We start from the raw sequence: 11,592 nt of genomic DNA on the forward strand, positions 1-11,592 counted from the left end.
TCGATCCCGTGAACCGGGATCGGGCGCGGAGCCGTGTCCGGGGTGGGTCGGGCCGGTCAGAGGCCGAGGTCGGCCACGACGGCCTTGACGATCTCGCGCGCCTTGATCGTCTGCTTCTGGTTGCTGGTCACGACGACCGCGTCCCCGCCCTTCGACACGGCGTACACCGCGCCGGTGTCGGTGGACAGCGAGCCGCCCTCCCAGCCGGCGGGCTCGGCGGCGGGGTTGGAGTCGGCCACCGGCGCCGCCCGGTCGACCACGGCCTCCGCCGTCGCCGGGTCGCCGTGGAACACCCACACCGACAGCTGGACCTCGGTGGCGTTCGCGTAGAAGAAGCACGCCGGGTCGGGCCGGTCGGCGGAGAGCCTGACCTTGCGCACGAGCTGGCCGTTGGACTCCTGGACGACGGCGGACGCCAGGTAGGGGCACTCGCCGTCGACGGCGGGCTGCGGCACGGGCGGAGGGCCCGCGGGTCCGGTCGTCGTGGCCGCCGCCGCGCTGGACGGCGGCGCCGCGGGCGTGGTGGCCGCGGTCGGTTCCCGGTCGCCGCACGCGGTGAGCAGGCCGAGGACCAGCAGGGAGGGCAGGGCGGTGAGCAGCACTCGGTTCATAGGGCCGCCAGTCAACCAGAACCTTCGACATTGTTTCGACAGGGTGACCACCTAGGCACGTACGGTCATCCCCGTTAGGTTGTCCTTACCCTGCCGGCCGCCCCTGCTGTGAAGGACTGAGTTCGCATGAACGTTCTTGACCGCGGTCGCGACCACGCAATCGCCGTGTTCCGGATCGTCGTCGGCGTGTTGTTCATGTGCCACGGCGCGCAGAAGTTGTTCGGCGTGCTGGGGTCCAAGGGTGCTGTGTCGATCACCGATTGGCCCTCCGGGCCCGCCGGGCTGATCGAGTTCGTCGGTGGCGCGCTGATCGTCATCGGCCTCGGCACCCGCGTCGCCGCGCTGATCTCCTCCGGAGCGATGGCCTACGCGTACTTCGTGGTGCACCAGCCCGCCGGGCTCCTGCCCATCCAGAACAAGGGTGAGCTCGCCGCGGTGTACGCGTGGGTGTTCCTGCTGCTGGCGTTCACCGGTCCCGGCTCGTGGGCCTTGGACAAGGTGATCGCCTCACGTCGCAAGCAGGAGCACCAGCTGGTGAACGCGTAGTCGCGCACGCACTAGCAGAGGCAGCACGAAGGCCCGCACCCAGCGGCAATGGGTGCGGGCCTTCCACCTGTCGGTGTCGTGCGCGGAACCGTGAAACGTCGTGCGCGGAACCGTGAAACGCAAACGGCTCGCACTCGTGGTGACAGGAGTACGAGCCGGTGGAGCGTGGAGACGAGGGGAATCGAACCCCTAACCCCCGCCTTGCAAAGGCGGTGCTCTGCCAATTGAGCTACGTCCCCCTCGCGAGGGGCGGCAGACGGGGACCGCCCTCGCGGTGTCAGGCGGTGGGAGCGGTGGCCTCGCGCCACAGGTCCGCGTCGGCCTTCGCCGAGCGGTTGCGCTTGACGAAGAACAGGACCGCACCGGCGACTGCAACGAGTGCGATGATCTTCTTCACGGCGATTCCCCTCTGCGATGCCGTTGAACTTCCGGTGGGCCTAGGAGGACTCGAACCTCCGACCTCTTCGTTATCAGCGAAGCGCTCTAACCGTCTGAGCTATAGGCCCTTGGGGCAACGACGAGAACCTTACAACACGTCCCGCCGCGGCCCCAAATCGGGTCACTCCCTCTCGGAGAGGGTCACTTCCAGACCACCCGCGAGGTCGGCCGACACGTTGTAGACGAACGAACCGACGGTGGCGAGGGCGGTGAACAGGACGATGTTCACCGCGCCCACGATCGCCGCCACGCCGAACACGCGACCGGCGCTGATCAGCGGGTCACCGCTCGGCTCGTTGCCCTGGAGCAGGTCGTTGGCGGTGTTGTTGATCTTGTCCCACACGCCCATGCCGTTCAGCACGCCGTAGAGCACGCCGACCGCCACCAGCCACACGAAGAACAGCGCCACGCTGAGCACCAGGGCGAGCTTCAGCACCGACCACGGGTCGACCCGCTTGACCTGGAGGCTCGCCCGCCGCGGGCCGCGCCCCGGGCGGCGCGACGACGAGGACGCCCCGCTGGCCGCCGGCCTGCCGTTCTGCGCGCCGAGGTTCACCTGCGTGCGCGCCGAGCCGGACGCGGCCGAGCCGGGCACCACCGGCCGGGCCACCGCGACCGTGTCCGGGTCGTTCGCCGGGTACGCGGGCTGCGCCATCTGGGTGGTCTGCTCGGGCGGGGCGATCAGGTCGGCCGGGCCGACCTGCTGCGCCTCGCCGTACTGCTGGTCGCTCGCCCCCCGCGCCCACGGCGGGGGCGCGGCGGCGTGGTGGTCGTCCCCGACCTTGTCCGACCCCGACGTGTCGGCGCCGGCCTTGTCGGACCCGGTCCTCTCCGGCCCGCCCGCGCCGTCCGCCGCCGGCACGGCGGGGGTCTCGGACTTCTCGGACACCTCCGAGGGGGCGACCACCGGCTTCCCGGCGTCCTCCGCCGGTTTCGGCTCCGCGCCGGGCCGGGTGATCACCGCGGTCTTGTCCTCTGGCTTCTCGGGTGGAGTCACGAGCAGTCCTCAACCTCTCGTTCGCGCGCTAGTTGGCCGGCCCGGCCTGGTCGTCCTCGACCCCGGCACCGGGGTCGTCGGCCGAACCGCCGTCGACCGGGTCGACGATCGAACCGCCGTCGACGATCGGGCGACCGTCGGAAGCGGCGGTCGGCACGGGGTCGGCGACGGGAACCCCGTCACCAGTGGTGACGTCCACGGGCTCGTCGGCGTTGCGCGCCACCGCGATCAGGGTTGTCCCCTCGCCGAGGTTCATCAGCCGAACGCCCTTCGTCTGCCGTCCCGCCTTGCGCACCTCCTTGGCGCTGGTCCTGATGACGCCGCCCGAGGAGGTGATCGCGTAGAGCTCGTCGTCGACGTCGACGATGAGCGCGCCGACAAGCCTCCCACGCCTGCGGTCGTGCTGGATCGTCAACACACCCTTGCCCCCTCGCCCCTGCACCGGGTAGTCCTCGATCGGAGTGCGCTTGGCGTACCCGCCGTCGGTGGCCACCAAAACAAACAGACCCTCTTGGACGACACCCACCGAGAGCAGCTCGTCACCGGTGTTGAAGCGCATCCCCAGCACGCCCGAGGTGGCGCGGCCCATCGGGCGCAGCGCCTCGTCGCTGGCGTGGAACCGGATGGACTGGCCGTCGGCCGAGATCAGCTGGAGGTCGTCCTCCGCCGAGCACAGCACCGCGCCGACCAGCTCGTCGTCGTCGCGCAGGTTGATGCCGATCAGGCCGCCGGAGCGGTTGGAGTCGAAGTCGGACAGCTTCGACTTCTTGACCAGGCCCTTCTTGGTCGCGAGCACCAGGTACGGCGCGACCTCGTAGTTCTTGATCTGGATGACCTGGGCGATCTCCTCCTCCGGCTGGAACGCCAGGAGGTTGGCCACGTGCTGGCCGCGGGCGTTGCGGTTCGCCTCGGGCAGCTCGTACGCCTTGGCCCGGTACACGCGGCCCTTGTTGGTGAAGAACAGGATCCAGTCATGCGTGGAGCACACGAAGAAGTGCTGCACGATGTCGTCCTGCTTGAGCTGGGCGCCCTGGACGCCCTTGCCGCCGCGCTTCTGCGAGCGGTACAGGTCGGTCTTCGTGCGCTTCGCGTAACCCGTGCGGGTGATCGTGACGACGACGTCCTCGACCGCGATGAGGTCTTCCATCGACACGTCGCCGTCGAACGGCACGATCTTGGTGCGCCGGTCGTCGCCGTGCTTCTCGACGATCGCCAGCAGCTCCTCGCGCACGATCGCGCGCTGCCGCTGCGGGGTCGCCAGGATGTCCTGGAGGTCGGCGATCTCCACCTCGATCTCGGCCAGCTGGTCGATGATCTTCTGCCGCTCCAGGGCCGCCAGGCGGCGGAGCTGCATCTCCAGGATCGCGTTGGCCTGGAGCTCGTCGACGTCGAGCAGCTCCATCAGGCCGGTGCGCGCCAGGTCGGGCGTCTGCGACCGCCGGATCAGGGCGATCACCGCGTCGAGCTGGTCGAGCGCCTTGACCAGGCCGCGCAGCAGGTGGGCCCGCTCCTCGGCCTTGCGCAGCCGGAACCGCGTGCGCCGGACGATGACCTCGACCTGGTGCTTCACGTAGTGCCGGATCATCTGGTCCAGGCGCAGCGTGCGCGGGATGCCGTCGACCAGCGACAGCATGTTCACGCCGAAGGAGTACTGGAGCTGGGTGTGCTTGTAGAGGTTGTTCAGCACGACCTTGGCCACCGCGTCGCGCTTGAGCGTGATCACGATGCGCATGCCGATGCGGCGGTTCGACTCGTCGGCGATGTTCGCGATGCCGGTGAGCTTCTGGTCGCGGACCAGGGTGGCGATGTTCTCCACCAGGTTGTCCGGGTTGACCTGGTACGGCAGCTCGGTGACGACCAGGATCGTGCGGCCCTTGGCGTCCTCGTCGATCTCGACGACCGCGCGCATCTTCACCGAGCCGCGGCCGGTGCGGTAGGCGTCCTGGATGCCGGAGTTGCCGAGGATCAGGCCGTGGGTCGGGAAGTCCGGCCCCTTGATCCGCTCGATCATCGCCTCCAACGTCTCCTCGTCGGAGGCGTCGGGGTTGTCCAGCGCCCACACCACGCCGTCCGCGACCTCGCGGAGGTTGTGCGGCGGGATGTTGGTGGCCATGCCGACCGCGATGCCGGCGCTGCCGTTGATCAGCAGGTTGGGCACGCGCGACGGGAGGACCGTCGGCTCCTGGATGCGACCGTCGTAGTTGTCGCGGAAGTCGACGGTGTCTTCCTCGATGTCGGCCAGCATCTGCATGGCCAACGGGGTGAGCCGGCACTCGGTGTAGCGCATGGCGGCGGCCGGGTCGTTGCCCTGGGAGCCGAAGTTGCCCTGGCCGTCGATCAGCGGGTACCGCAGGGCCCACGGCTGGGCGAGGCGGACCAGCGCGTCGTAGATCGCCGAGTCGCCGTGCGGGTGGTAGTTGCCCATCACGTCGCCCACGACGCGGGCGCACTTGTTGTAGCTGCGGTCCGGGCGGAAGCCGGAGTCGAACATCGAGTACAGGACGCGCACGTGCACGGGCTTGAGGCCGTCGCGCACGTCGGGCAGCGCTCGTCCCACGATCACGCTCATCGCGTAGTCGATGTACGAGTTCTGCATCTCCTGCTGGATGTCGCGCAGCTCCGTGCGGTCCCCCCCGGTCGCCGGGGGCAGCGTCGTCTCGCTCACAGTTCTTCTTCCTTAAGGGCAAGCCAGCGGGTCGGGGCGGGGACGGTCAGACGTCGAGGAACCGCACACCCTTGGCGTTGCGGGTGATGAACGAGCGGCGGGCTTCCACGTCCTCGCCCATCAGCACGCTGAACAGCTCGTCGGCGGTCGCGGCGTCGTCCATGGTCACCTGGAGCAGCACCCGGTTGGCCGGGTCCATCGTCGTCTCCCACAGCTCGGAGGCGTTCATCTCGCCGAGCCCCTTGTAGCGCTGGATGTTGTCGTCCTTGCCGATCTTCCTGCCCGCGGCGAGGCCGGCCTGGACCAGGCCGTCGCGCTCGCGGTCGGAGTAGGCGTACTCCGGCTCCGCGCGCTGCCACTTGATCTTGTAGAGCGGCGGCTGCGCGAGGTACACGTGGCCGTGCTCGATCAGCGGGCGCATGAACCGGAACAGCAGGGTCAGCAGCAGGGTGCGGATGTGCTGGCCGTCGACGTCGGCGTCGGCCATCAGCACGATCTTGTGGTACCGCAGCTTGGAGAGGTCGAAGTCCTCGTGGATGCCGGTGCCGAACGCGGTGATCAGCGACTGGACCTCGTTGTTCTTCAGCACGCGGTCGATGCGCGCCTTCTCCACGTTGATGATCTTGCCGCGGATCGGCAGGATCGCCTGGAACATGGAGTCGCGGCCCTCCTTGGCCGAGCCGCCCGCGGAGTCGCCCTCCACGACGTAGATCTCGCACTCCTCCGGGTTGGTGGAGCGGCAGTCCTTGAGCTTGCCGGGCAGGCCGCCGATGTCCAGCGCGCCCTTGCGGCGCACCAGCTCGCGGGCCTTGCGGGCGGCGATGCGGGCCTGCGCCGACGAGACCGACTTGGTGACGATCGTCCGCGCCTCGTTCGGGTGGCGCTCGAACCAGTCGGCCAGGTGCTCGTTCGTCGACTTCTGCACGAACGACTTGGCCTCGCTGTTGCCCAGCTTGGTCTTCGTCTGGCCCTCGAACTGCGGCTCCTTGAGCTTGACCGAGATGATCGCGGCCAGGCCCTCGCGGATGTCGTCGCCGGTGAGGTTCGAGTCCTTCTCCTTGAGCAGCTTCTTGTCGCGCGCGTACTCGTTGACCACGCGGGTCAGCGCGGCGCGGAAGCCCTCCTCGTGCGTGCCGCCCTCGTGCGTGTTGATCGTGTTCGCGAAGGTGTAGACCGACGGCGTGTAGCCGGTGTTCCACTGCATCGCGACCTCGACCTCGAGGTCCTCGCCCTTCGCCTCGAACGAGACGACCTTCTGGTGCACGGCCTCGCGCGTGTGGTTGATGTGGCGGACGAAGTCCTCCAGACCACCCGGGTAGTGGAAGACGCGCTCCTTCACCGCGGCCACGTGGCCCTCGGCGTCGGCCTCGGCGTCGGCGTCCTGCACGCGCTCGTCGCGCAGGATGATCGTGAGGCCCTTGTTCAGGAAGGCCATCTCCTGGAGGCGGCGCGAGATCGTCTCGATGTTGTACTCGGTGGTCTCGAAGATCTCCGGGTCCGCCCAGAACGTGATCGTGGTGCCGGTGTCGTCGGTCGGCTCACCCTTGCGCAGCTCGTGGGCCGGCTTGGTGTTCTCGTAGCGCTGGTTCCACGTGAAACCCTGGCGCTTGACCTCGACGTCGACGGCGGTGGACAGCGCGTTCACCACCGAGATGCCGACGCCGTGCAGGCCGCCGGACACCGCGTAGGAGTCGCTGTCGAACTTGCCGCCCGCGTGCAGCTTGGTGAGGACGACCTCCAGCGTCGGCTTCTTCTCCACCGGGTGCATGTCGACCGGGATGCCGCGGCCGTCGTCGATGACCCGGACGCCGCCGTTGGCCAGCAGGGTCACGTCGACCACGGTCGCGTACCCGGCCATGGCCTCGTCGACGGAGTTGTCCACGACCTCCTGGATCAGGTGGTGGAGACCGCGCTCGCCGGTCGACCCGATGTACATGCCGGGCCGCTTGCGAACCGCCTCCAGACCTTCCAGGACGGTGATCGAGGACGCGCTGTACTCATTCTTGGCTGCCACGGGCCTGGTGTCTCCTCGGACTTCACGCGACTGGGACCGTCGCCGGGCGACGCTGGGTTGCGCTACCCCTCGATTCTACCGGCGAGGACCGACAGAAACCCACTTAGGACACCCCTGGTTTCCTCACAGGCGGCCCGAAGTGAAGGTGGATGGGTACGGACGGCGGTTGCCGGGCTGAAAATCGGCTGGTGAGCGCTCACCGCCCCACAGGATCGCCGCTGCGGCCCTGGCGGCATCACCCGTAGGTGTCACGCGGCCCGCGGCCTGGGACGTGCCTGGGGCCGAAGCGCCAGTTCGGCGCCGCCGGGCCCTGCACCCTCAGGCTCGTCACCACGCCGTTGCCCACGCCCGCCGCGATGCGCTTGATGAGCTCGCGCTGGAGCAGCCGCAGCTGCGTCGCCCACGCCGTCGAGTCGGCCTGCACGGTCAGCTCGCCGTTCTCGAACGAAACCGGCCGCGCGTGCTCGGCGACGTCCTCCCCCACCAGCTTCGGCCAGCGCGCGAACACCTGCCCGCCCGCCAGCCGCTCCACCCAGCCCCGGTCGGCGGCGATCCGCGCGGCCAGCCTGCCGAGGGGCTGCGGGTCGCGGTCGTCCGGGCCCGGCCCCGACCAGCGGCGCCGGCGCCGGCGGCCCGCGGCGGCGCCCGTGCCGGTGCCCTTGCGGACGCCGCGCACACCGCGCTCCTTGGCCGACGCGCGGGCGGCCTCCAGGGCGGCCCGCGCGAGGTCCGACCCCCGAAGTCCACCCCCTTGAGCGACTTCAGCTGTGGACATGTCCGGTTTCGTGGCCGAGTTATCCACACCATCCACAGGGTTGTCCCCAGATGTGGAGCGCGTCACACCCGATCGGTCCAGTTCACCGGACACGGCTCACCTCCCCGTGGCCGACCTCGAACCGCGCGCCCTCCAGCTCCTCGGGCACGTCCTCCGCGACCGCCGCGGTGATCACCACCTGCTCGGCCGCCGCCGCCACCTTCGCCAGCTGCCGGCGGCGGCCCCGGTCCAGCTCGGCGAACACGTCGTCGAGCACCAGCACCGGCTCGGCGCCCTCCGCGCGCAGCAGCTCGTACCCGCCGAGCCGCAGCGCCAGCGCGAACGACCACGACTCGCCGTGGCTCGCGTAGCCCTTCGCCGGCAGCTCGCCGAGGAACAGCTCCAGGTCGTCGCGGTGCGGGCCGACCAGGCACACGCCCCGGTCGACCTCCTGCGGCCGGACCCGGTTCAGCTCGGCGAGCAGCGCGTCCTCCAGCACCTCGCGGTCGTGCACGCCGGGGAACGCCTCCCCCAGGCTCGAGCGGTACACCACCCGCGCCGGCCGGGACTCCGGCGCGACCTCCGCGTACGCGGCGGCCACGTGCGGCGCGATGTCCGCGACCAGGTCCAGCCGGGCGGCCAGCAGCTCCGCGCCGTGCCGGGCCAGGTGCCCGTCCCACACGTCGAGCGTGCCGAGGTCGGCGTTGCGGCTCGCCCGCACCGTCTTCAGCAGCGCGCCCCGCTGCCTGAGCACGCGGTCGTAGTCGGCGCGCACCCCCGCGTACCGGGGCGCGCGGGTGGTGAGCAGCTCGTCGAGGAACCGCCGCCGCTCACCGGGGTCGCCGCGCACGAGCGCCAGGTCCTCCGGCGCGAACAGCACCGTCCGGAGGATGCCCAGCACGTCGCGCGGGCGCGGCACCGGGCCGCGGTTGACCCGCGCCCGGTTCGCCTTCCCCGGCGTGACCTCCAGCTCGACCAGCAGCTCGCGCCCCTCGTTGACCACCGCCGTCCGGACCACGGCGCGGGACGCGCCGTGCCGGACCAGCGGCGCGTCCGTGGCCACCCGGTGGGAACCCAGGGTGGCCACGTAGCCCAACGCCTCGACCAGGTTCGTCTTGCCCTGGCCGTTGCGCCCGACCAGCACGCTCACGCCCGGCTCGAACGCCAGGTCGGCGTGCTCCCACGACCTGAAGTCGGTGACCTGGAGGTGCCGGACGTACAACGCGTCAGCTCTGCGTGGAGCCGGCACCGGACGAGGGACCCGCGGTCACCACGGCGTGGCCGCCGAACTGGTTGCGCAGGGCCGCGACCGCGCGCATGGCGGGCGAGTCGTCCTGGCGCGACGCGAACCGGGCGAACAGGGCGGCGGAGATCACCGGCGCGGGCACCGCGTGCTTGATCGCCTCCTCCACCGTCCACCGGCCCTCGCCGGAGTCCTCGACGTGACCGCGCAGGTCGTCCAGCTCCGGGTCCGACTCCAGCGCCCGGACCAGCAGGTCGAGCAGCCACGAGCGGACGACCGTGCCGCGCTGCCACGCCTTGATCGTGGCCGGCACGTCCTGCACCAGCTCGGACGCCTCCAGCAGCTCGAAGCCCTCCGCGTACGCCTGCATCAGGCCGTACTCGATGCCGTTGTGCACCATCTTCGCGAAGTGGCCGGCGCCGACCGGGCCCGCGTGCGCGAAGCCCTCCTCGCGCGGCCCCTCCGGGCGCAGCGCGTCGAAGATCGGCATGGCGCGCTCGACGTGCTCGGGCTCGCCGCCGACCATCAGGCCGTAGCCGACCTCCAGGCCCCACACGCCGCCGGACACGCCGGCGTCGACGTACGCGATGCCCTTGGCGGCCAGCGCCTCGGCGTTCTCCGAGTCGTCGGTGAAGCGCGAGTTGCCGCCGTCGATCACCAGGTCACCCGGTTCGAGCAGGTCGCCGAGCTCGGCGATCGTCTGCCGGGTGATCTCACCGGCGGGCACCATCACCCACACCACGCGGGGTGCGTCGAGCCTGCCCACCATGTCGGCGAGCGACTCGGCGTCGGTCACCTCCGGGTTGCGGTCGTAGCCGACCACCTCGTGCCCCGCGCGGCGGATGCGCTCGCGCATGTTGAAGCCCATCTTGCCGAGGCCGACGAGTCCGAGCTGCACGGTCGTTCCTCTTCCCTAGCGTCTGTGGATGGCGTTGTGGATCAGCCGGGCAGGCGCACGGGCATCAGCAGGTACAGGTAGCCCGGCGCCACGTCCCCATCCTCGTTCACCGGCTTCAGGAGCGCGGGCCGACTGGGTGTGGTGAAGGACAAGTGGGCGCGCGGCGTGCGCACCGCCTGGAGGCCCTCCAGCAGGTAGGTCGGGTTGAACGCGATGGTGACCTCGTCGCCGGTGTAGTCGACCGGCAGCTCCTCCTCGGCGCTGCCCTCGTCGTCACCGCCCGCCGACAGGCGCAGGCCCGACTCCACGAACTCCAGCCTGACCTGGGTGCCCCGCTCGGCGACCAGGGACACGCGCTTGATCGCCTGCACCAGCGCGTCGACCTCGATGACCGCGGCGGCCGAGTGCTCGGTGGGCAGCAGCTGGCGGTACTTCGGGAAGTCGGCGTCGAGCAGGCGGGTGGTCGTGCGGCGGCCCGTGCCGGACAGGCCGAGCAGCCCGTCGTTGGCGGCCAGCGACAGCTCGATCCTCGCGCCGGACGCGCCGAGCGTCTTCGCCGAGTCGTTCAGGGTCTTGGCGGGCACCAGGACGGCGACCTCGCCGAGCCCGTCGTTCGGCTCCCACGCGAACTCGCGCATCGCGAGGCGGAAGCGGTCGGTGGCCACGAGGGTCAGCTTGCCCTCCCCGATCTCCAACCGCACGCCGGTCAGCATCGGGAGCGTGTCGTCCTTGCCCGCCGCGACCGCGACCTGGGCGACGGCCTCGCCGAAGACGTCGCCCGGCAGCTCGCCGGCGAGCTGCGGCATGGACGGCAGCTGCGGGTAGTCCTCGACCGGCATGGTCGGCAGGGAGAACCGGGCGCTGCCGCAGGAGATGGTCATGCGCGAACCGTCGACCGCGATCTCGACGGGGTGGTTCGGCAGCGCCTTGGTGATGTCGGCCAGCAGCCGGCCGGAGACCAGCGCCTTGCCGCCGTCCGCGATCGTGGCCGGGACGCCGCACTGGGCGGACACCTCGTAGTCGAAGCCGGAGACGGTGAGCGCCTCGCCCGAGCCGTCCTCCGCACCCGCGTCCAGCAGGACGCCGCCGAGCACCGGGACGGGCGGCCTGGACGGCAGGCTGCGGGCGACCCAGGCGACGGCGTCGGCCAGGCCGTCGCGCTCGACGCGGATCTTCATGAGGCGTCCTTCCTCAAGTCGGCATGACCGGCAACAGCACGTGTTGCGGTGGGGGTTGGGGGGCCGCGTCCCTCGCCGGATCGGTCCGACCCTCGGCGCGGAGGTTCCCCACCGTAGAGCGTCGGGGCGTCCTTCGTCATCTCGGGTCCGCCCCCGGGGCGGAGCCTCCGTCCCCGGGCTCGACCCCCGCCTGTTTTTTCTTTGTTCTTCTCTTCAAGGGAAGACAACAGCAACAGCAGTAAGGGCTG

9 protein-coding genes, 2 tRNA genes and 1 pseudogene are annotated in these 11,592 nt (G+C 70.6%); 1 reads left to right on the forward strand and 11 read right to left on the reverse strand.

Annotation, left to right across the window (positions count from 1 at the left end; translation table 11 throughout):
• Window positions 1-56: 56 nt before the first annotated feature.
• Entirely contained in the window at window positions 57-611 is a 555-nt protein-coding gene (locus ACR807_RS10595; protein WP_438921069.1) for a DUF2020 domain-containing protein, read from the reverse strand.
• A 126-nt stretch (window positions 612-737) separates the two neighbouring features.
• On the opposite strand from ACR807_RS10595, the gene ACR807_RS10600 reads away from it, so the two are divergent.
• Window positions 738-1,157 carry a DoxX family protein gene (locus ACR807_RS10600; RefSeq protein ID WP_438921070.1) on the forward strand — a complete coding sequence of 140 codons (420 nt, stop codon included), beginning with the start codon at window positions 738-740 and terminating at the stop codon, window positions 1,155-1,157.
• A 166-nt stretch (window positions 1,158-1,323) separates the two neighbouring features.
• On the opposite strand, the gene ACR807_RS10605 is transcribed toward ACR807_RS10600, so the two are convergent.
• From ACR807_RS10605 to dnaN, 10 genes and pseudogenes are all read right to left on the reverse strand, one after another.
• Window positions 1,324-1,396 (reverse strand) — tRNA-Ala (locus tag ACR807_RS10605).
• Window positions 1,397-1,440: 44 nt separating this feature from the next.
• A pseudogene (locus ACR807_RS10610) lies at window positions 1,441-1,554 on the reverse strand (DLW-39 family protein); the annotation flags it as partial.
• Window positions 1,555-1,589: 35 nt separating this feature from the next.
• A tRNA-Ile gene (locus ACR807_RS10615) sits at window positions 1,590-1,663 on the reverse strand.
• A 53-nt stretch (window positions 1,664-1,716) separates the two neighbouring features.
• Window positions 1,717-2,592, reverse strand: a complete 876-nt coding sequence (locus tag ACR807_RS10620) for a DUF3566 domain-containing protein (RefSeq protein WP_438921071.1) — start codon at window positions 2,590-2,592, stop codon at window positions 1,717-1,719.
• A 28-nt stretch (window positions 2,593-2,620) separates the two neighbouring features.
• Window positions 2,621-5,257 (reverse strand): DNA gyrase subunit A, encoded by a 2,637-nt coding sequence (gene gyrA, locus ACR807_RS10625; protein ID WP_438921072.1) that lies wholly within the window; start codon window positions 5,255-5,257, stop codon window positions 2,621-2,623.
• A 46-nt stretch (window positions 5,258-5,303) separates the two neighbouring features.
• Entirely contained in the window at window positions 5,304-7,271 is a 1,968-nt protein-coding gene (gene gyrB / locus ACR807_RS10630; RefSeq protein WP_438921073.1) for a DNA topoisomerase (ATP-hydrolyzing) subunit B, read from the reverse strand.
• A gap of 235 nt (window positions 7,272-7,506) precedes the next feature.
• Entirely contained in the window at window positions 7,507-8,046 is a 540-nt protein-coding gene (locus ACR807_RS10635) for a DciA family protein (protein WP_438921074.1), read from the reverse strand.
• Window positions 8,047-8,128: 82 nt separating this feature from the next.
• Complete coding sequence (recF, locus tag ACR807_RS10640) at window positions 8,129-9,247, reverse strand: DNA replication/repair protein RecF (protein ID WP_438921075.1); 1,119 nt, start codon at window positions 9,245-9,247, stop codon at window positions 8,129-8,131.
• A gap of 4 nt (window positions 9,248-9,251) precedes the next feature.
• Window positions 9,252-10,166, reverse strand: a complete 915-nt coding sequence (gene gnd, locus ACR807_RS10645) for a phosphogluconate dehydrogenase (NAD(+)-dependent, decarboxylating) (protein ID WP_438921076.1) — start codon at window positions 10,164-10,166, stop codon at window positions 9,252-9,254.
• A 41-nt stretch (window positions 10,167-10,207) separates the two neighbouring features.
• A complete protein-coding gene (dnaN, locus tag ACR807_RS10650; RefSeq protein WP_438921077.1) occupies window positions 10,208-11,344 on the reverse strand; it encodes a DNA polymerase III subunit beta in 1,137 nt (378 codons plus the stop codon).
• Window positions 11,345-11,592: the final 248 nt, after the last annotated feature.

Source organism: Saccharothrix sabaoui, assembly GCF_051756985.1.
Taxonomy (GTDB): domain Bacteria; phylum Actinomycetota; class Actinomycetes; order Mycobacteriales; family Pseudonocardiaceae; genus Actinosynnema.

What these genes read in the sequence shown, in the direction of transcription:
- ACR807_RS10595 (WP_438921069.1), bottom strand. Translation starts at nt 611, where the DNA reads ATGAACCGAGTGCTGCTCACCGCCCTGCCCTCCCTGCTGGTCCTCGGC.
- ACR807_RS10600 (WP_438921070.1), top strand. Translation starts at nt 738, where the DNA reads ATGAACGTTCTTGACCGCGGTCGCGACCACGCAATCGCCGTGTTCCGG.
- ACR807_RS10635 (WP_438921074.1), bottom strand. Translation starts at nt 8,046, where the DNA reads ATGTCCACAGCTGAAGTCGCTCAAGGGGGTGGACTTCGGGGGTCGGAC.
- dnaN (WP_438921077.1), bottom strand. Translation starts at nt 11,344, where the DNA reads ATGAAGATCCGCGTCGAGCGCGACGGCCTGGCCGACGCCGTCGCCTGG.